19 protein-coding genes are annotated in these 19,171 nt (G+C 53.3%); 4 read left to right on the forward strand and 15 right to left on the reverse strand.

The features are described 5' to 3' along the window. Positions 1 to 561: 561 nt before the first annotated feature. The 10 genes from FDX09_RS17005 to FDX09_RS17050 form a co-directional block, all read right to left on the reverse strand. Complete coding sequence (locus FDX09_RS17005) at positions 562 to 1,548, reverse strand: glutathione S-transferase family protein (RefSeq protein ID WP_137347589.1); 987 nt, start codon at positions 1,546 to 1,548, stop codon at positions 562 to 564. A gap of 71 nt (positions 1,549 to 1,619) precedes the next feature. After that, positions 1,620 to 2,012 carry a DoxX family protein gene (locus FDX09_RS17010; RefSeq protein WP_032940735.1) on the reverse strand — a complete coding sequence of 131 codons (393 nt, stop codon included), beginning with the start codon at positions 2,010 to 2,012 and terminating at the stop codon, positions 1,620 to 1,622. A gap of 170 nt (positions 2,013 to 2,182) precedes the next feature. After that, positions 2,183 to 2,482, reverse strand: a complete 300-nt coding sequence (locus FDX09_RS17015; protein ID WP_038634085.1) for a YqjK-like family protein — start codon at positions 2,480 to 2,482, stop codon at positions 2,183 to 2,185. Then, entirely contained in the window at positions 2,482 to 2,877 is a 396-nt protein-coding gene (locus tag FDX09_RS17020; protein ID WP_038634082.1) for a phage holin family protein, read from the reverse strand. The genes FDX09_RS17015 and FDX09_RS17020 overlap by 1 nt, the downstream gene beginning before the upstream one ends. Positions 2,878 to 2,879: 2 nt before the next feature. Further along, entirely contained in the window at positions 2,880 to 3,185 is a 306-nt protein-coding gene (locus FDX09_RS17025; protein ID WP_006687949.1) for a YqjD family protein, read from the reverse strand. 33 nt (positions 3,186 to 3,218) lie between these two features. Beyond that, the gene (locus FDX09_RS17030; protein ID WP_137347590.1) at positions 3,219 to 3,587 is read right to left on the reverse strand and encodes a DUF1090 domain-containing protein; all 369 of its coding nucleotides are present in this window, start codon (positions 3,585 to 3,587) and stop codon (positions 3,219 to 3,221) included. Positions 3,588 to 3,735: 148 nt separating this feature from the next. After that, the gene (gene mzrA, locus FDX09_RS17035; protein ID WP_038634076.1) at positions 3,736 to 4,119 is read right to left on the reverse strand and encodes an EnvZ/OmpR regulon moderator MzrA; all 384 of its coding nucleotides are present in this window, start codon (positions 4,117 to 4,119) and stop codon (positions 3,736 to 3,738) included. A 3-nt stretch (positions 4,120 to 4,122) separates the two neighbouring features. Beyond that, positions 4,123 to 4,785: a DedA family general envelope maintenance protein YqjA gene (gene yqjA, locus FDX09_RS17040; protein WP_003024820.1), complete on the reverse strand. Its 663-nt coding sequence runs from the start codon at positions 4,783 to 4,785 to the stop codon at positions 4,123 to 4,125. Between the two features lie 349 nt (positions 4,786 to 5,134). After that, positions 5,135 to 5,911, reverse strand: coding sequence for a transcriptional regulator ExuR (gene exuR / locus FDX09_RS17045; protein WP_038634073.1), 777 nt, complete (start codon positions 5,909 to 5,911; stop codon positions 5,135 to 5,137). A gap of 134 nt (positions 5,912 to 6,045) precedes the next feature. Continuing rightward, on the reverse strand, positions 6,046 to 7,347 hold the full coding sequence (locus tag FDX09_RS17050; protein ID WP_032940740.1) for an MFS transporter: 1,302 nt from the start codon (positions 7,345 to 7,347) through the stop codon (positions 6,046 to 6,048). Between the two features lie 472 nt (positions 7,348 to 7,819). On the opposite strand from FDX09_RS17050, the gene uxaC reads away from it, so the two are divergent. From uxaC to FDX09_RS17065, 3 genes are all read left to right on the forward strand, one after another. Further along, positions 7,820 to 9,232, forward strand: a complete 1,413-nt coding sequence (gene uxaC / locus FDX09_RS17055; RefSeq protein ID WP_085048678.1) for a glucuronate isomerase — start codon at positions 7,820 to 7,822, stop codon at positions 9,230 to 9,232. Positions 9,233 to 9,246: 14 nt separating this feature from the next. Next, on the forward strand, positions 9,247 to 10,734 hold the full coding sequence (locus FDX09_RS17060) for an altronate dehydratase family protein (protein WP_069324373.1): 1,488 nt from the start codon (positions 9,247 to 9,249) through the stop codon (positions 10,732 to 10,734). Between the two features lie 108 nt (positions 10,735 to 10,842). Then, positions 10,843 to 11,397, forward strand: coding sequence for a YgjV family protein (locus FDX09_RS17065; RefSeq protein ID WP_137347591.1), 555 nt, complete (start codon positions 10,843 to 10,845; stop codon positions 11,395 to 11,397). Between the two features lie 16 nt (positions 11,398 to 11,413). On the opposite strand, the gene sstT is transcribed toward FDX09_RS17065, so the two are convergent. The 4 genes from sstT to FDX09_RS17085 all read right to left on the reverse strand — a co-directional run bounded on the left by sstT (position 11,414) and on the right by FDX09_RS17085 (position 15,710). Then, positions 11,414 to 12,658: a serine/threonine transporter SstT gene (gene sstT, locus FDX09_RS17070; RefSeq protein WP_085048679.1), complete on the reverse strand. Its 1,245-nt coding sequence runs from the start codon at positions 12,656 to 12,658 to the stop codon at positions 11,414 to 11,416. A gap of 243 nt (positions 12,659 to 12,901) precedes the next feature. Further along, positions 12,902 to 13,870, reverse strand: a complete 969-nt coding sequence (locus FDX09_RS17075) for a TerC family protein (RefSeq protein ID WP_038642882.1) — start codon at positions 13,868 to 13,870, stop codon at positions 12,902 to 12,904. A 268-nt stretch (positions 13,871 to 14,138) separates the two neighbouring features. Next, entirely contained in the window at positions 14,139 to 15,137 is a 999-nt protein-coding gene (locus tag FDX09_RS17080; protein WP_137347592.1) for a Gfo/Idh/MocA family oxidoreductase, read from the reverse strand. Between the two features lie 72 nt (positions 15,138 to 15,209). Next, positions 15,210 to 15,710 carry a M48 family metallopeptidase gene (locus FDX09_RS17085; RefSeq protein ID WP_137347593.1) on the reverse strand — a complete coding sequence of 167 codons (501 nt, stop codon included), beginning with the start codon at positions 15,708 to 15,710 and terminating at the stop codon, positions 15,210 to 15,212. Positions 15,711 to 15,795: 85 nt separating this feature from the next. Between FDX09_RS17085 and rlmG the strand changes: the two genes are divergently transcribed. Beyond that, entirely contained in the window at positions 15,796 to 16,932 is a 1,137-nt protein-coding gene (rlmG, locus tag FDX09_RS17090) for a 23S rRNA (guanine(1835)-N(2))-methyltransferase RlmG (RefSeq protein WP_038634052.1), read from the forward strand. 56 nt (positions 16,933 to 16,988) lie between these two features. Here the strand turns inward: rlmG and FDX09_RS17095 are convergent, their stop codons facing one another. After that, positions 16,989 to 19,007, reverse strand: a complete 2,019-nt coding sequence (locus FDX09_RS17095) for an NADPH-dependent 2,4-dienoyl-CoA reductase (RefSeq protein WP_137347594.1) — start codon at positions 19,005 to 19,007, stop codon at positions 16,989 to 16,991. Positions 19,008 to 19,171 lie beyond the last annotated feature (164 nt).

Consider the following 19,171-nt stretch of genomic DNA (forward strand, 5'->3'; position numbering starts at 1 on the left):
AAATTGCCACTTCGTGGTTCCCTCCGCTTATTCCTTCAGGCTTTCGGGCCGGGCGCGATGAAGCGTCCTTGCAAAGCGCGCCCTGAACCCGCATCCCTGCGGGTTCTCCCGGCCTTACGGAAACACGTCGGCAATTTTCAGCCGGACCAGCCACACCTGACCATCTGTATTTTTATTTGAATATATCTGAACAGCAAAACAGATTTTACTGGAAGTCAGAGCGTTGAAGCGATGACCCATGTCCGGCTGAAAATCGATGAGGCGTTGACGGCTGACCGGGTCTGCCCGCAGGGATGCGGGCAGAGGGGATGGCCTGCAGGGATGCAGGCTCGGCCCCGACCCGACAGGCAGACGGCATAAGACGAATGAATCGCGCAGCGACGATTTTCCCGCCGGGAGCCTGGGATGCAAGGGAGGCGGCGGTGAGCCTCCCTTGCACGTTCACGGGTAACGGCGTTTCAAAGAAATGACACCGCTGAGGTGAACGGAACCCTGAGCAAAAATCACATGTTCGCCATACATGCTTAACTAATCGGTATTCCCCAAAGGGGCCAGTGTAAATTACGCGAAACGCTCGTTACGCCCGTGGGGTTCGTTAAGGTCCTGCCACGGCCCAACAGAAATAATACCAGTCGGGTTAATGGTTTTATGGCTACGGAAGTAGTGATTACGGATGTGATCGAAATTGACGGTTTCCGCAATGCCCGGTATCTGGTAGATGTCGCGCAGGAAACCATACAGGTTCAGATAATCGCTAATCCGGTATTTGTCGCACTTGAAATGGGTCACATACACGGGATCAAAACGTACCAGCGTGGTCCACAGGCGAATATCTGCTTCTGTTAACTGGTTGCCGGTCAGATAGCGATGCTGCCCCAGAATTTGCTCCAGACGCGCCAGGGATTGGAAGACTTTTTCCACGGCGTCATCGTACGCTTCCTGGCTGGTGGCAAATCCGGCTTTGTACACACCGTTATTGACGTTGTCATAAATCCAGCCATTCAGCTCGTCGATTTGACTTTGCAGGGCTGACGGGTAGTAATCCCCGGCTTTTGCGCCCAAAGCATCAAAAGCGGTGTTAAACATGCGGATGATCTCCGCAGATTCGTTGCTGACAATGGTGTGATTTTTTTTATCCCACAACACCGGGACGGTTACCCGACCGCTGTAATGCGGATCGGCGTGCAGATAGAGCTGGTAAAGAAACTCGTGTTGATACAGCGTATCGCCGGTTGCAGCCGGGAAGGTATCATCAAAGGTCCAGCCGTTTTCCAGCATCAGCGGATGCACAACGGAAACGGAAATAAACGGTTCCAGCCCTTTGAGCTTACGCAAAATCAGCGTACGGTGCGCCCACGGACAGGCCAGAGAAACGTAGAGATGATAGCGGTCTTTTTCGGCAGCGAATCCCCCTTCGCCCGTTGGACCCGGTGCGCCATCCGCGGTGAGCCAGTTGCGGTAAGCCGATGCTGAACGTTGAAATTTTCCCCCGGTTGATTTGGTGTCATACCAGGTGTCATGCCATACGCCGTCAATCAGTTGTCCCATTTTATCGCCTCCTCAGATAGCAAAAGCGAGGAGATGTCTCCTCGCTTTTTCATGTGTTCAGTATAGTTCGCTTACCACTTTTTATTCAGTACACGGTCGATGCTGAATGCGCCCGGACCGGTGATAGCCAGCAGCAGGAAACCGCCTGCGATGGTCAGGTTTTTCATGAACATCAGAGAGTTCACGCCTTCCGCAAAGTTGCTGTGGAAGATGAACGCTGTCAGCAGCGTGAAGCCTGCGGTGAACAGCGCGGTAGTACGGGTCAGGAAGCCGAACAGGATTGCCAGACCACCGCCAAACTCAAGCAGGATGACCAGCGGCAACATAAAACCAGGCACGCCCATGGCTTCCATATACTGTTGGGTACCCGCATATCCGGTGATTTTTCCCCAGCCTGCGGAAATAAACAGGATTGGCATCAGAATGCGCGCTACCAGTACACCAACATCTTCTAATTTCTTCATCATTCACTCCAGGAAACCACTCAGGCGGCTTATTGTGTTTTGTGTGCAACGACGCTGCAGAGCGCGTCGTTGCTGTCGATGGAGAGAATCATAAACGTGCTTAATGACAATTGTTAGCAAGGAAAACTGTCAAATTTTTTCAAAAATTTTGAGGTTAGGGGAGTGGGGGATTAGCCGCGCAGTTGTTGCTGCCTGATGGTCGCTTTAACCAGACGCCAGATGCTCCAGACGCTAAAACCGCGCTTCGCCCAGCGTACCAGCAGATTAGGGTTACGAATGGTACGAACTGCCATGATACTGCTACCCACTAACACCCAGCCGCGTAGGTTCAACAGCGTTTTCCAGCCACGATCGTAGACTTCGGTGGCCTCCAGCCAGTCGCGGCGAGTAGCAGACAGATCCAGCCGTTGCTGCTGGATCTGTCCAAGCAGTTGCGCCTTACGTTGTTGACGTTCGACTTTACTGCTCATTATGCATCATCCTCCAGGGCCTGCCTGTCGTTTGCGAGTTCGTGGCGCGTATGGCGTAGCAGCGTTGTTTTGCGAGCTTTACGCAGAGTCCATATCCCGCCAATAAGCGCCATAACCAACAGCACAACGGTGGTGGCAATCATTGCGTTCAGGCGATATTGCGGATCAATGGCCCAGATGATAAGCACCATCAGGCTCATCAGCCCAAACGCCGCGAACAGCATGGTCAGCCCAAGCATCAGCAGGATCTGGATGAGATTTGATTTTTCCTCTTCCAGTTCCACGACGGCCAGCCGCAACCGCGTTTCTACGATCTCAACGAGAATCGTCAGGATCCGCTGTCCAATACCCAGTACGCTTTTGCCTGGACCTTGTGCGTGTTGAGAGTCAGCCATTGTTAACGGCGCGACAGCAGTACACCAAGCACCACACCGACTGCAGCGCCAATCCCGACGCCAGTCCATGGGTTTTCGCGTACATAGTTATCGGCTTTGGCCGCGGCTTCACGGGTCTGTTTGGCAATCACATCGCTGGTTTCACTCAGACGATGACGGCTCTCCCGCAGGGCGTGTTCGGCTTTGCTGCGAATTTTACTCATCTCTTCCTTCGACTTATCGCCAGAGGAGCTAAGTACTTCTTCAAGCGTATCCGCAAGAGATTTCAGCTCAGCGCGCAGGTTGTCCGTAGCATTATCTTTCGACATAGTTTTCTCCAGTTGAGTGGGTAGTTACCGTACTTAGTAATCGCGTGATTCGAGTTCTTTCAGCTCATTCTGAGCTTCGGCAAGCTTACGTTCGCGTTTGGCAATTTTATCCGCATCGCCTTTTTGCTTCGCCTCGGCTAAATCATCTTGACGCTCGGCTATCTCATCTTTCTGCTCTGCGATTTTTTTCTGATGGTCGGCGCGCAGTTTGCTGTCAGTACAATTGGCCCGAACCTCACTAAGTGCTTTGTTCAGACCATTGATGCGGTTCTGATTGTTGTGCTTTTCGGCATAGCTAATCTCCCGCTGAATATCCTGTTCTTTTTCCTGACAGAGGGGGGTGGCGTAACTGCCGGCACTGAGAGCGAAAAGGCTAATAGCCAAAGCGATGCGGTATTTCATTCTTGAACCTTCCATTGTGATTCGACGTTGTGGCTTGCGGTCGATGCTCCAGATTAATAAAACGTTGGGCCATAATCCCAGTTTATTAATCATAGGCGCTAAACGGTGAAATCACCAAAGTGAGTGATCTAATTCAGATTCCTGGAGATTAACCAAAACGGTGCGGGGTATCACGTAAGCGGGATAACCACTGCACCGCCTGATTATCATCATCCTGCTGAGCGATGACGAAGCCATGTGGCAACGTACGGTCCAGCACCACTTTGGCGGCTGCGCTCTGCGCGCTGGAATCAAAAGTGATCAGCAGCGCGTCATTTTGCGGGGTAATACTTTTAAAGCGGATGCCGTTGGCATCCAGGTGATGCCAGATAGAGAAGCCATCAGGCATGCTGGCTCCCTGGTTTATGGCGCGAATGGCAAGCGTTGACTCCTGCTGGCGAATAACCGACCAGGTCAGGAGCAGCGCGCCGATAAACAGCATAAAGGTAGTGGTCCAGGCAAGTCGTCGGAGCGTTATGCATGATTTCAGCATAATTTATCCTCGGTTCCCGTATTTCTTTTTCCACAGCACAACCAATGAACCCGCCAGACCAAACACCAGTAACACCACAGGAAGCAGCATCAGGCAAGACATGAGCTGATCTTCATACTTAAGAAATACCGGCGTTTTGCCCAGCAGATAGCCAAGCGTTGTGAGGATCAGGACCCAAAGCAATCCGCTCATCCAGTTAAAGAACTGAAAGCGCGCATTATTCAGGCCGGATAACCCTGCGATGGTCGGCAGTAATGTTCTGACAAACGCAATGAAGCGACCAACCAGCAGCGCAGACAAGCCATGCTTATGAAAAAGATGATGCGCGCGCTGATGGTAATGCGCAGGAAGGTGCGACAACCAGTTTTGCACGGTGCGGGTGTTTCCCAGCCATCGCCCCTGGATATAACTAAGCCAACAGCCGAGGCTGGCCGCGGTGGTGAGTAGCAGTACCGTTTGCGGAAAACCCATTGCGCCTTTGGCAATAAGCACGCCGACCAGTACCAGCAAACTGTCGCCGGGTAAAAACGCTGCTGGCAGCAGTCCATTTTCCAGAAACAAAATGGTAAATAGTACAAAATAGAGCATGCCAATCATGGAAGGATTGGCCAGAGTTTCAAAATCCTGAGCCCATAAAGCATTCAGTAATTGAGTCAGTAGTTCCATTCAATATTCCTGGAGAATCGGTTATCGTCATGCCGGTTTTTCTGGATTTTGTAACACCGCGATTTTATTGATGTTTTTTGCAAGGTGCGCGGTCTGATACAAATTCACGGCCTGAACTGTTCCCTGTGAAGTTGTGAAGTTAGCAAGCTCTTAAACACAAAAATTCAAATAGCATCTAATTGTAACAAAGGTCAACGTTGTCCGTTATAGAAATTACGGTTGCTGAACTCTGATTTTGCTTATCGCATTAGAGGGAGGCGAGAGGATTTACACAGGCTGACATTTTATACCTAATGCTTACCAAGCATCAGGTACAGGCGCTTCGTCACGCCTGTATCGATAAGATTGATTATTTTGCGCCGTTAGCGGCCGTATCGAGATGAACGACCGGATTTTCAGTAAAAAGGTAACGGTCCGCGTTGAACTCAAAATCATCGCTGGTTTCGTTAAACAGCATCTGCTTCGTGTTCTCCAGATGCTGCCACATCGCCAGTTTCGCGGCATGGGGATCTTTGCGAATCAGCGCCCGCAGGATCTGATCATGGTCGTCGCACCAGTTATCTACCGTACGCGAGTCGATGTGGTCGTGCAGTTTTTTCCAGTAAGGGTTGTGAATACGCTGAGTCCACATTTTTTCCACGATGGCGGCCAGGGCGGAGTTCTGCGTGGCCAGCGCGACCTGCACATGGAACTGGAGATCCCATTCGGAGTCACGAAAGCTTTTTTCATTACGCGACTTCTCCTGAATTTCCATCAGTTTCATGATGTCCTGTTTGGTCACCTGAGTGGCGGCAAACTCGGCAATGTTGCTTTCAATGAGCTGTCGAGCCTGAAGCAGCTCAAAAGGACCGTAACTGGCGAATTCCAGACCTTCGTCGGGAGCAACATAATGTTTGGGTTGGTTAGAGATGACGTGGATCCCCGATCCTTTACGCACTTCAACATAGCCCTCAACTTCCAGCATGATAATCGCTTCACGAACCACGGTACGGCTGACATTTTTTTCATCGGCGATAAAGCGCTCGGCGGGAAGTTTGTCACCCACCAGATAGACGCCCTGCTCAATGCGTTCTTTAAGATCAGCGGCAAGTTGTTGGTATAAACGGCGTGGTTCAGTGATTTCCATATGCGCTCCAGGCATGATACGGCAGACTATATTTGTTATACCACTTTTGCGATTACGCCTCCACTCGCGAGGACAAAAAAGCCGCCAGATAGCTGGCGGCTTAGCATTATATAACCTTGCTGTATCGCATCTGGTTAACTTTGCGTCGCGGGATCGCCCGTCTGTGGACCTGAATCTATCTCGCTGGCTGATTTGTTCTGTAGTACCGTCCAGATGACCAACGCGCCAAGCAGGTCGAATACCGCCAGCACGGCGAACAGCGGGCTAAAACCGATGGTGTCGGCCAGCGCGCCAACGACCAAAGCAAACAGCGTGCTTGCAAGCCAGGCGGACATACCGGTCAGACCGTTCGCGGTTGCCACTTCATTACGACCAAATACGTCAGAAGAGAGCGTAATCAGCGCACCGGACAGCGCCTGGTGAGCAAAGCCGCCGATGCACAGCAGGGCGATAGCGATGTACGGGCTGGTGAACAGACCAATCATGCCAGGGCCAATCATCAGCAGCGCGCCCATGGTGACCACCATTTTACGGGACACGATCAGGTTCACGCCGAACCAACGCTGGAACAGCGGTGGCAGGTAACCCCCAACGATACAGCCCAGGTCAGCAAACAGCATCGGCATCCAGGCAAACATGGCGATTTCTTTCAGGTTAAAGCCGTAGACTTTGAACATGAACAGCGGGATCCAGGCGTTGAATGTCCCCCACGCCGGTTCTGCCAGGAAACGCGGCAGCGCGATGCCCCAGAACTGGCGGTTACGCAGGATCTGGCCGAGCGACATTTTCTTCGAGGTTGTGTTTTTATGCTGTGATTCCTGGCCGTTCAGAATGTAATCACGTTCTTCATCAGACAGTTTTTTCTGGTCGCGTGGATGTTTGTAGAACACCAGCCAGGACATCGCCCAGATGAAGCTCAGGGCGCCGGAAATAATGAATGCCATCTGCCAACTGTGCATGACGATAGCCCAGACCACCAACGGCGGTGCAATCATCGCGCCGATAGAAGAACCAACGTTGAAATAACCCACGGCGATGGAACGTTCTTTTGCCGGAAACCATTCTGAACTGGCTTTCAGGCCAGCCGGGATCATTGCGGCTTCAGCTGCACCTACCGCGCCTCGCGCCAGCGCCAGTCCGCCCCAGCTGCCAGCCAGTGCGGTCGCGCCACAGAAGACGGCCCACAGAACGGCGAACATCGCGTAACCGATTTTTGTGCCGAGTACATCAAGCACGTAACCTGCCACGGGTTGCATTACGGTGTAAGCAGCAGAATACGCTGCGATGATATAGGAATACTGTTGAGTGGAGATGTGTAACTCTTCCATCAGAGTTGGCGCAGCTGCCGCCACAGTGTTACGTGTGAGGTAACCCAACACGGTGCCAAGCGTCACCAGTGCGATCATGTACCAACGTAACCCTTTAATTTTACGCATGTAAAACCTCATCGTTTTGTTATGTCCGCCAACGAGCGGTCATCTTCCAGTTCAGGGCGGAGGATGTTCTTTTACGAGGGGGAACCGAAAAAAAAGCCGGTACTCCCCGAACGTTGCCATGTCAATAGTTGTGCTAATTCGGTTTCCGTACCGGTCAATCCGATGTTGATACATCGGTAATTTGCATTCCGTCGGCTTATGTATCGCGACGGCCAAAAGATAACTTGTCATACAACTTTAAAAGGTGAGTGCCATCACAAAAGTGTGAATCTTCGTGTGGTCATTATTTCGATTCAGCAAAGCCAGTACTGGCGCGGCCTGAGGCATGATTTACCTCTTTGAGAGTAATTTTTTTGTCATCATTTGTTGATCTAACTCACGAAAATATCTTCGGGGTGTGGAAATTGGTGTGATAACTTTGTCAACATCAAAACATAAGCAATCTGACGCACTCGTTGAGAGGAAGACGATAATGACTCCGTTTATGACTGAAGATTTCCTGCTGGATACCGAATTTGCCCGCCGTCTGTATCATGATTACGCCAAAGACCAGCCGATCTTCGATTACCACTGCCATTTACCACCGCAACAAATCGCTGAAAACTACCGTTTTAATAACCTGTATGACATCTGGCTGAAGGGTGACCACTATAAGTGGCGTGCGATGCGTACCAACGGCGTCGCTGAGCGCCTGTGTACCGGCGATGCCTCCGATCGTGAGAAGTTTGATGCCTGGGCCGCTACGGTTCCGCACACTATCGGTAACCCGCTGTACCACTGGACCCACCTCGAGTTACGTCGCCCGTTTGGTATTACAGGTAAGCTGCTGTCTCCGGCAACGGCTGACGAAATTTGGAACCAGTGCAACGAACTGCTGGCGCAGGATCAATTCTCCGCGCGTGGCATCATGCAGCAGATGAACGTGAAAATGGTCGGCACCACCGATGACCCGATCGATTCTCTGGAGCATCACGCCGCCGTTGCCAAAGACGGAAGTTTTGATGTGAAAGTGCTGCCGAGCTGGCGGCCGGATAAAGCCTTCAACATCGAACTGGCGACCTTTAACGATTACATGGCCAAGCTCGGTGAAGTCTCTGACACCGATATCCGTCGTTTCGCCGACCTGCAGACCGCGCTGACCAAACGTCTGGACCACTTCGCCGCTCACGGCTGTAAAGTGTCTGACCACGCGCTGGACGTTGTCCTTTTCGCGGAATCTAACGAAGCGGAGCTGGATAGCATCCTGGCTCGTCGTCTGGCCGGTGAAACCCTGAGCGAGCATGAAGTCGCCCAGTTCAAAACCGCTGTGCTGGTGTTCCTCGGTGCAGAATACGCACGTCGCGAATGGGTACAGCAGTACCACATCGGCGCGCTGCGTAATAACAACCTGCGTCAGTTCAAACTGCTGGGCGCGGACGTCGGCTTCGACTCCATCAATGACCGTCCGATGGCGGAAGAACTGTCCAAACTGCTGAGTAAGCAGAACGAACAGAACCTGCTGCCGAAAACCATTCTGTACTGCCTGAACCCGCGCGATAACGAAGTGCTGGGCACCATGATCGGTAACTTCCAGGGCGAAGGCATGCCGGGCAAAATGCAGTTCGGTTCCGGCTGGTGGTTCAACGATCAGAAAGACGGGATGGAACGTCAGATGACACAGCTGGCGCAACTGGGCCTGCTGAGCCGCTTCGTCGGCATGCTGACCGACAGCCGTAGCTTCCTGTCTTACACCCGTCACGAATACTTCCGTCGTATTCTGTGCCAGATGATCGGTCGTTGGGTTACTGCGGGCGAAGCCCCGGCCGACATCCAACTGCTGGGTGAAATGGTGAAAAACATTTGCTTCAACAATGCGCGCGATTATTTCGCCATTGAACTGAACTAAGGTCCGGGGTTGATATGCAATACATCAAGATCCATACGCTGGATAACGTTGCGGTAGCGCTCGCTGATTTGGCTGAAGGAACCGACGTGACCGTTGACGGGCAGGCGGTAACCCTGCGCCAGGCGGTCTCTCGTGGTCATAAATTCGCACTCTGCGAGATCGCACAGGGTGAGAACGTCATGAAATATGGCCTACCGATCGGCCATGCTTTGGTGGATATCGCGGCGGGCGAGCATATTCATGCTCATAACACGCGTACCAATCTGAGCGATCTGGATGAATATAGCTATCAACCCGACTTTCAGGAACCTGAAGCGCAACCAGCGGATCGTGATGTACAGATCTACCGTCGTGCCAACGGCGATGTTGGCGTGCGTAACGAATTGTGGATCCTGCCGACAGTAGGCTGCGTCAACGCCATGGCCCGTCAGATGCAGAATCGCTTCCTGAAAGAGACCAACGACGCCGAAGGTATCGACGGCGTGCATCTCTTCAGCCACACCTACGGCTGCTCACAACTGGGTGACGACCATATCAACACCCGCACCATGCTGCAAAACATGGTGCGCCACCCGAACGCGGGCGCAGTGCTGGTGGTCGGCCTCGGCTGTGAAAACAACCAGGTTGACGCTTTTCGCGAAACCTTAGGCGAGTATGATCCCGATCGCGTTCACTTTATGGTCTGTCAACACCAGGAAGACGAAGTGGAAGCGGGGATCGAACATCTTCACCAGTTGTACAACGTGATGCGTAACGATAAGCGTGAACCTGGTAAGCTGGGCGAGTTGAAGTTTGGTCTGGAATGCGGCGGCTCTGACGGTCTGTCCGGCATTACCGCCAACCCGATGTTGGGCCGTTTCTCCGACTACGTGATTGCCAACGGCGGCACCACCGTGCTGACCGAAGTACCGGAAATGTTCGGCGCCGAGCAGTTGTTGATGGACCACTGCCGTGACGAAGAAACGTTCGGCAAGCTGGTCACTATGGTGAATGACTTCAAACAGTACTTCATTGCTCACGACCAGCCGATCTACGAGAACCCATCGCCGGGTAACAAAGCGGGCGGTATCACCACCCTGGAAGATAAATCGCTGGGCTGTACCCAGAAAGCGGGTTCCAGCCAGGTGGTGGACGTATTGCGCTATGGCGAACGTCTGAAAACGCACGGCCTGAACCTGCTAAGCGCACCGGGTAACGACGCAGTCGCCACCAGTGCACTGGCGGGCGCGGGCTGTCATATGGTGTTGTTCAGTACCGGTCGCGGTACGCCGTATGGTGGATTTGTGCCGACGGTGAAAATTGCTACCAACAGCGAGCTGGCAGCGAAGAAAAAGCACTGGATCGATTTTGACGCCGGACAACTGATCCACGGCAAAGCGATGCCGCAGTTACTGGAAGAATTTGTCGATACCATCGTCGATATCGCCAACGGTAAGCAAACCTGCAACGAGCGAAACGATTTTAGAGAACTGGCTATCTTTAAAAGCGGCGTAACCCTTTGATTGTAAAGATGTGGGCCTGATAAGCGCAGCGCCATCAGGCTCAAACCGTGGCCGGATGGCGGAGAACATGCCTTATCCGGCCTACGAAATGGAGTTGGGGTTGCTTGCATGACCGCGTATTGGCTGGCTCAGGGCGTAGGTGTCATCGCCTTTCTAATCGGCATTACCACCTTTTTCAATCGCGATGAGCGTCGGTTCCGGCTGCAACTCGCTGTCTATAGTGCCACCATTGGTGTGCATTTTTTCCTGATGGGCGCCTGGCCTGCAGGAATGAGTGCCGAGCTTAATACTATCCGCACACTCGTCTCGATGCATACCCGCAAACTGTGGGTAATGACCGTTTTTATTATCCTCACCCTGGTTCTCGGGCTTGCGAAATTACAGCATGCGATGGAGCTGTTGCCGATAATCGGCACGCTGGCCAGCACCTGGGCGCTGTTTCGCTGCCAAGGGTTAACCGTGCGTTGCGTTATGTGGTGCGCAACCGCCTGTTGGGTTATCCATAATTTCTGGCTGGGATCGATTGGCGGGACGATGATCGAAGGGAGTTTTCTGGTGATGAACGGCCTGAACATTATTCGCTTCCGGCGGATGCAAAAACGCGGAATTGATCCGTTCAAAATTGAAAAAAGCGTACAAGATAAGAACCCCTCCGCCCGATGACGGAGGGGAACAGAGATTAGCCGCGCAGGGCGTTGTTTGCCAGACGTTCGTCTTCTGCCTGACAGGCTGCAGCGGTAAACAGAACATCTGTAGAAGAGTTCAAGGCCGTTTCACAGGAGTCCTGCAGCACCCCGATGATAAAGCCAACGGCAACCACCTGCATGGCGATGTCATTCGGAATCCCGAACATGTTGCACGCCAGCGGGATTAACAGCAGCGAACCACCCGCCACGCCCGATGCGCCACAGGCACACAGCGAAGCCACCACGCTGAGTAACAGCGCTGTCGGTAAATCGACCGGAATACCCAGCGTATTCACCGCCGCCAGCGTCAGCACGGTAATGGTGATCGCCGCACCCGCCATATTAATGGTGGCCCCCAGCGGAATAGACACTGAGTAGGTATCACGATCCAGATTCAACTTCTCACACAGCGCCATATTCACCGGAATGTTTGCCGCGGAGCTGCGGGTAAAGAAGGCATACACGCCGCTTTCACGCAGACAGGCCAGCACCAGCGGATACGGGTTACGGCGAATTTTCCAGAATACCAGCAGCGGGTTAACCACCAGCGCGACCAGCAGCATACAGCCTACCAGCACGGCTAGCAGTTGAGCGTAGCCCCAAAGGGTGGCAAAACCGGTCGTTGCCAGCGTAGAGGAGACCAGACCGAAAATACCGATCGGCGCGAAACGAATCACCAGCTTCACCATAAAGGTGACGGCGTTGGACATATCATTGACCAGATTCTTGGTCGTTTCATTCCCATGACGCAGCGCAAAACCCAGGCCGACGGCCCATACCAGAATGCCGATATAGTTGGCGTTAAGCAGAGCATCAATCGGGTTAGAAACCATGCTCATCAGCAGGCTACGCATGACTTCGACAATGCCGGATGGCGGTACGATGTCGCTGGCGCTGCTGGAAAGATGCAGTGTGGACGGGAAGGCGAAGCTGAAGACAACCGCCGCTAATGCTGCGGAAAATGTTCCCAGCAGGTAAAGGAACAGGATTGGACGGATATTGGTTTTTTGTCCGTGCTGGTGGTTAGCGATGGACGCCATAACCAGCATCAGGACCAGAATAGGTGCCACGGCTTTTAATGCGCCAACAAACAGCGTACCCAACAGCCCGACGGCTTCTGCAGCAGGTTTTGACACCAGCGCCAGCAATATCCCCAGTACTAAACCGATCAAAATTTGTTTAACCAGGCTCCCTTGCGCCAAACGCGAGAGCAGCCCCGATGAACGTTGCGTAGTCATGTAGTAATCCTTTCATTGTGTTGTTGCTCATCCAGTGTGCATTCTGATGACGCATCTTTCTGGATGTAACAAAGTGTTTGCCTGGTTGAGTATATGGAAAGATGAAGTCCCGGAAAGCGAAATCTCCTGATTTTTGCGTTCAGATCATGTTTTATAACTTTAAATTAACATTATTTTGACATGATAAACAAAAAGCCCGACGCACGCAGTGTGTTGTCGGGCTTTTCAGCTAGCGAATGAAAGTTACTGTATTTGCTGCTTTTTATCGTGCTGGTGATTAACCCACGCATTCACGACCAGCGTAACGAACAGAATACCGAACACCACGCCTAACGAGATAGCGATCGGGATATGGTAGAAATCGACGATCAGCATCTTAATACCGATAAACACCAGAATGACCGACAAGCCGTATTTCAGCATGGAGAAACGCTCCGCCACGCCAGCCAGCAGGAAGTACATCGCACGCAGACCCAAAATAGCAAACAGGTTCGAGGTCAACACGATGAACGGGTCGGTTGTGACGGCGAAGATTGCCGGAATACTGTCGACGGCAAAAATGACATCACTCAGCTCAACCAGAATCAACACCAGCATCAGCGGCGTGACGAACAGCAGTCCGTTTTTACGCACGAAGAATTTTTCGTCTTCGATGGTATCGGTCATGCGTAAATGACTCCGCAGCCAGCGGACTAACGGTCTGTCGCCGATACCGGAAGCGTCTTCTTTCGCCAGCGCCATCTTCACGCCGGTAAACAGCAGGAACGCGCCAAAGACGTACAGCAGCCATTCGAACTGGGCGATAAGCCAGCTACCTGCGAAGATCATAATCGTACGCAGCACAATCGCGCCCAGTACGCCGTACACCAGTACCCGACGCTGTAACGCAGGCGGTACCGAGAAGTAGCTGAACAGCATCAACCAGACAAAGACGTTATCTACCGCCAGTGATTTCTCGATCAGATAGCCGGTTAGGAACGCCAGCGCCTGTGGGTCGGCAACGGCGCGGCCCTGCGTTTGGGCCAGATACCACCAGAATGCGGCGTTAAACAGTAACGACAGCGTGACCCAGACGATAGACCAGGCTGCCGCCTGCTTCATCGACATGGTATGTGCGCCACGACGACCCTGTAGCAGCAGGTCGATGGCCAACATAATCACCACCACAACAGCGAAGCCGCCCCACAACAACGGTGTGCCGACAGTATTCATAATTCCCCCATGCATAAAAAAACGGCCAACGCCGAATGACGTTAGCCGCTGCTTTTTATGCATAGACCTTGCCATTCGGCAAGGTCTCACTTACAACAACAAAGGAATACGCTAGCGTATTCCTTTGTTGTTGCCCGGTGACCGGATGTGGTTTTGCACACATCGTAATGACGATCAACCGACAACGAAGTTACTCCCCTTTGCGGGTTACAAAATATTACAGGCCATGGATGCAGTCAATGGCCTGCAACATTCGTTTTACATACCTTTACGCAGTCAGCGACGTCACCGTTTCGTCTGCGGGGAAAATCACGCCGGTCTGACGGCGAATTTCCGTTTGCAGTTTGGCGGTGATCCGGCTGACGCTTAGTGCCGGATGATCCACTTCGCCAGATTCAACCAGATGAGCAAATGTCTCTGCCTCATACAGCATCGTATTGATATGCTGAGGCACCGTCAGATCCTGCGTTTTGCCACCACGCGCCACGAAGCACACTTTCTGACATTCAGAGATATGCTCAATGACCAGCGAACCCGACTCGCCCTGAATTTCACTGGCTAATACCGAGTCGCTGACTTTGGAGTGCTGGAGTGTGACGCTGAAATCACCGTAATTCAGTACGACCACGCCGTGGGCATCCACACCACTTTCCAGCAGGCTGGCGCTGGCCTGCACGCTCTGTGGTTCGCCCCAAAGCGCAACCGCTGAGGCCAGGCAGTAAAAGCCGATATCCATAATCGAACCGTTAGAGAACGCCGGATTAAATGTATTCGGATTTTCACCGTCCAGATAGCGCTGGTAACGCGAGGAGTATTGGCAGTAATTGATAAACGCTTTCCTGATTCTGCCCACTTTGGGTAACGCTTGCTGCAGCAGCAGGAAGTTAGGCAGGCTGGCAGTCTTAAATGCTTCAAACAGCACCACCTGATTTTCGCGCGCGCAAGCGATAGCGGCTTCAGCTTGCGCCAGATTTGAGGCCAGCGGCTTTTCGCAAATGACATGCTTTTTGTGCTGCAAAAATAGCGCTGTCTGCGGGAAGTGCAGGGAGTTTGGGCTGGCGATGTAGACGGCGTCAATCGCATCACTATTAGCCATCGCTTCCAGCGAGGTAAACAGGTGCTCGACGGGGTAATCGTTGGCGAAGGTCTGTGCCTGCTCAAGACTGCGGGAATAAACCGCGGTTAACTTATATTTGCCGGTTTCATGGGCGGCATCGACAAACTGGCGAGTGATCCAGTTTGTGCCAATTACTGCGAAACGTATCATAAAGGCCTTCAGGCTGCTAAAAGGGATCCTTTCGTCAATTTAGCATGCCCTGAAGACAAAGCCAGTGCGCGACTACGCACTTTGCTTTAACGATTGTTGCGTTAACCACAGGCGGGTATCGAACTCCAGTTGATGGTACTGAGGTTCCATATGACAGCACAGTTGGTAAAACGCTTTGCTATGCTCTTTTTCTTTCAGATGCGCCAGTTCATGGACCACGATCATTCGCAGGAAGGGTTCCGGGGCATTGCGAAAAACGGTCGCCACGCGGATCTCCGCTTTGGCTTTTAGCTTGCCTCCCTGCACGCGAGAAACGGCGGTATGCAGTCCCAGCGCATTCTTCAGAACATGGATCTTGCTGTCGTACATCACCTTATTCAGCGGCGGGGCGTTACGCAGGAACTGATTTTTCAGATCTTGCGTATATTGCCAGAGCGCTTTGTCGGTCGCGAAGTCATGCGTGCCGGGATAGCGCTTATCTAATACCGATCCCAGACGTTGCTCGGCAATTAATGTGCGTACCTGATCAAGTAGGTTCTCCGGGTAGCCTTGCAGATAGGTCAACTGACTCATTATTGCCCCATATAAAGTATAAAAAGTGTATACTCACGCACCCTTTTCAGGGATAACGCCGAAATTTTACCATTCAGGAGGGCCGATGAGCCACATAGACAACGGTTTCCGTTCGCTGTCACTTAAACGTTTCCCGGAAACGGATGACGTTAACCCGCTGCTGGCGTGGGAAGCGGCGGATGAATATCTGCTGCAACAGCTGGACGATACCGAGATTAGCGGCCCGGTGCTGATCCTGAATGATACCTTCGGCGCGCTGGGCTGTGCGCTGGCGGAACATACGCCGTACAGCATTGGCGACTCCTATTTAAGCGAGTTGGCCACGCGCGAGAATCTGCGTCACAACGACATCGCCGAATCGAGCGTCAAGTTCCTCGACAGCACCGCTGACTATCCGCAGGCGCCGGGCGTGGTGCTGATTAAAATTCCTAAAACCATGGCGCTGCTGGAGCAACAGCTGCGCGCGCTGCGTGAAGTGGTGACGCCGCAAACGCGGATTATTGCCGGAGCGAAAGCACGCGACATTCATACCTCGACGCTGGAGCTGTTTGAAAAGGTGCTGGGCCCAACCACCACGACGCTGGCGTGGAAAAAAGCCCGTCTGATCAACTGTACGTTCAGCAAACCTGAACTTGCCGCTGCTTCGCAAACGCTAAGCTGGAAGCTGGAAGGTACCGACTGGACTATCCATAACCACGCCAACGTTTTCTCTCGTACCGGACTGGATATCGGCGCGCGCTTCTTTATTGAGCACCTGCCTGCAAATCTTGAAGGAGAGATTGTCGATCTCGGCTGTGGGAATGGCGTGATTGGCCTGACATTGCTGGCGAAAAACCCACAAGCCAGCGTGGTGTTTGTGGATGAATCGCCGATGGCGGTGGCGTCAAGTCGTCTGAACGTCGAAAGCAATATGCCTGAGGCGCTGGATCGCTGCGAGTTTATGATTAACAACGCGCTGTCCGGGGTTGAGCCGTTCCGCTTTAATGCCGTGCTGTGCAACCCGCCGTTCCATCAGAAGCACGCGCTGACCGACAATATCGCCTGGGAGATGTTCCATCACGCCCGCCGCTGCCTGAAGATTAACGGTGAGCTGTATATCGTGGCTAACCGTCACCTCGACTACTTCCACAAGCTGAAGAAGATTTTCGGCAACTGCGAGACCATCGCCACCAATAATAAGTTTGTGATTCTCAAATCGGTGAAATTAGGTCGTCGTCGGTAATCGCGTGTGCCGGATGGAGGCGTGAGCGCCTTATCCGGCCTACGAAAGACATGACGTTAAATTTCCAGTGCCAGCCTCGTGCCTTGCGCGATAGCGCGGCGGGCATCCAGTTCCAGCGCCACATCGCAGCCGCCGATCAGATGCACCGTTTTACCTGCCGCGTGGAGAGGATCGACCAGCTCACGGCGTGGCTCTTGTCCGGCGCAAATCACCACGTTATCCACGTTAAAGATTACCGGTTCGCCGTTCAATACGACGTGTAATCCATCATCATCAATTTTCTGGTAACTGACCGCCGGGATCATTTTCACGCCGCGTGAGAGCAGGGTGGCACGATGGATCCAGCCCGTGGTTTTACCTAAACCTTGCCCCGGTTTGCTGGCCTTGCGCTGCAACATCACTATCTGACGCGGACTGCGGGATAAGTGCGGACCTTCCGGGCGTAATCCGCCAGGCTGTTGCAGGCTGGTGTCGATCCCCCATTCCACACAGAACTCCGCGATGTTCTGGCTGGTGGGATCGCCGGGCTGGCTCAGATACATGGCGGTATCAAAACCGATCCCGCCGCAACCAATGATGGCGACGCGTTTACCCACCGGCGCTTTATCACGCAGGACGTCAAGATAGCTCAACACTTTCGGGTGATCGATCCCCTCGATCGGCGGCATCCGCGGTTCGATCCCGCTGGCGAGGATCGCCTCGTCAAAAGTTTCCAGATCGCGCGCGGTGACAACGTGGTTCAGCCTTAGCGTCACGCCCGTCACGTCGATCATCCGACGGTAGTAGCGCAGGGTTTCATAGAATTCTTCTTTGCCGGGGATCTGTTTGGCGATATTAAACTGTCCGCCAATCTCGCTATGGGCGTCAAACAGCGTTACGTGATGCCCGCGCGCGGCGGCATTAATGGCAAACGCGAGGCCAGCAGGGCCCGCGCCGACAACCGCCAGATTTTTCGGCACAGTGGCTGTAACGATCGGCATTTTGGTTTCATGGCAGGCGCGTGGATTCACCAGACAAGAGGTGACTTTGCCGACGAAGATCTGATCCAGGCAGGCCTGGTTGCAACCGATACAGGTATTGATCTCATCCGACCGTCCGCTTTGCGCTTTTGACAGCAGTTCGGCGTCGGCGAGGAACGGACGGGCCATCGACACCATATCGGCATCGCCGCGGGCCAGAATGTCATCGGCGACTTTAGGATCGTTAATGCGGTTGGTGGTGACCAGGGGGATCGTCACATGACCTTTCAGCTTGCGCGTCACCCAGCTAAATGCGCCACGCGGCACCGGGGTGGCGATGGTGGGAATACGCGCCTCGTGCCAGCCAATACCGGTGTTGATAATAGTTGCGCCTGCGGCTTCTACAGCCTGCGCCAACTGGACTGTTTCCTCGAAGGTGCCGCCGTTTTCTACCAGATCGAGCATCGACAGGCGGAAGATAATAATAAAGTCATTGCCGGCACGCTGACGTACTGCCCGCACCACCTCGACGGCAAAACGCATGCGGTTGGCATACTCACCGCCCCATTCGTCGTCGCGCTGATTGGTGCGCAGGGTCAGGAATTCGTTGATGAGATACCCTTCCGAGCCCATCACTTCCACGCCATCGTAGCCCGCTTCTCGCGCCAGCTGCGCGCAGTGGGCAAAATCCTCAATCAGCTGCAGAACTTCATCGTGCGTCAGTTCATGCGGCGTAAAGCGGTTGATAGGGGCCTGAATGGCGGAAGGCGCCACCAGATGCGGCTGATAGCTGTAACGCCCGGTATGCAGGATTTGCAGTGCGATTTTTCCGCCTTCGTCATGCACGGCATCGGTAATCACGCGATGATGCGCGAGCTGGCTGGTATCGTTGAGCACCGCGCCGCCTTCCATACCCACGCCGGATAACGCTGGCGCAATGCCTCCGGTCACAATCAGAGCCACGCCGTGACGCGCGCGTTCGGCATAGAACGCGGCCAGCCGTTGGGCGCCATCGGGATACTCTTCCAGCCCGGTGTGCATTGAACCCATCAACACGCGGTTTTTAAGCGTGGTGAAGCCTAAATCGAGCGGGGCGAACAGCGACGAATAGCTCATAAAGGTGTCCAGTATGTAAAATTATTGTTATGTGGTCGGATGAGTTAATAATTTAGCCGTCGCAGCGTAAAAGGGAAAAGGGGAATGCCGTGATTGTGATGGGATTCAAAAAAGGAGTGGGGCCAGAGAATGATTCTGCCGGATGGCGGCTACGCCTGAGCCTA

The sequence above is a fragment of the Citrobacter sp. wls717 genome (genome assembly GCF_005280955.1).
In the GTDB taxonomy this organism is placed as follows: Bacteria; Pseudomonadota; Gammaproteobacteria; order Enterobacterales; family Enterobacteriaceae; genus Citrobacter; species Citrobacter werkmanii.

Bases quoted from the DNA above. Each gene is read 5' to 3' on its own strand.
- FDX09_RS17005 (WP_137347589.1), bottom strand. From the start codon at position 1,548: ATGGGACAACTGATTGACGGCGTATGGCATGACACCTGGTATGACACC.
- FDX09_RS17010 (WP_032940735.1), bottom strand. From the start codon at position 2,012: ATGAAGAAATTAGAAGATGTTGGTGTACTGGTAGCGCGCATTCTGATG.
- FDX09_RS17015 (WP_038634085.1), bottom strand. From the start codon at position 2,482: ATGAGCAGTAAAGTCGAACGTCAACAACGTAAGGCGCAACTGCTTGGA.
- FDX09_RS17020 (WP_038634082.1), bottom strand. From the start codon at position 2,877: ATGGCTGACTCTCAACACGCACAAGGTCCAGGCAAAAGCGTACTGGGT.
- FDX09_RS17025 (WP_006687949.1), bottom strand. From the start codon at position 3,185: ATGTCGAAAGATAATGCTACGGACAACCTGCGCGCTGAGCTGAAATCT.
- FDX09_RS17030 (WP_137347590.1), bottom strand. From the start codon at position 3,587: ATGAAATACCGCATCGCTTTGGCTATTAGCCTTTTCGCTCTCAGTGCC.
- mzrA (WP_038634076.1), bottom strand. From the start codon at position 4,119: ATGCTGAAATCATGCATAACGCTCCGACGACTTGCCTGGACCACTACC.
- yqjA (WP_003024820.1), bottom strand. From the start codon at position 4,785: ATGGAACTACTGACTCAATTACTGAATGCTTTATGGGCTCAGGATTTT.
- exuR (WP_038634073.1), bottom strand. From the start codon at position 5,911: ATGGAAATCACTGAACCACGCCGTTTATACCAACAACTTGCCGCTGAT.
- FDX09_RS17050 (WP_032940740.1), bottom strand. From the start codon at position 7,347: ATGCGTAAAATTAAAGGGTTACGTTGGTACATGATCGCACTGGTGACG.
- uxaC (WP_085048678.1), top strand. From the start codon at position 7,820: ATGACTCCGTTTATGACTGAAGATTTCCTGCTGGATACCGAATTTGCC.
- FDX09_RS17060 (WP_069324373.1), top strand. From the start codon at position 9,247: ATGCAATACATCAAGATCCATACGCTGGATAACGTTGCGGTAGCGCTC.
- FDX09_RS17065 (WP_137347591.1), top strand. From the start codon at position 10,843: ATGACCGCGTATTGGCTGGCTCAGGGCGTAGGTGTCATCGCCTTTCTA.
- sstT (WP_085048679.1), bottom strand. From the start codon at position 12,658: ATGACTACGCAACGTTCATCGGGGCTGCTCTCGCGTTTGGCGCAAGGG.
- FDX09_RS17075 (WP_038642882.1), bottom strand. From the start codon at position 13,870: ATGAATACTGTCGGCACACCGTTGTTGTGGGGCGGCTTCGCTGTTGTG.
- FDX09_RS17080 (WP_137347592.1), bottom strand. From the start codon at position 15,137: ATGATACGTTTCGCAGTAATTGGCACAAACTGGATCACTCGCCAGTTT.
- FDX09_RS17085 (WP_137347593.1), bottom strand. From the start codon at position 15,710: ATGAGTCAGTTGACCTATCTGCAAGGCTACCCGGAGAACCTACTTGAT.
- rlmG (WP_038634052.1), top strand. From the start codon at position 15,796: ATGAGCCACATAGACAACGGTTTCCGTTCGCTGTCACTTAAACGTTTC.
- FDX09_RS17095 (WP_137347594.1), bottom strand. From the start codon at position 19,007: ATGAGCTATTCGTCGCTGTTCGCCCCGCTCGATTTAGGCTTCACCACG.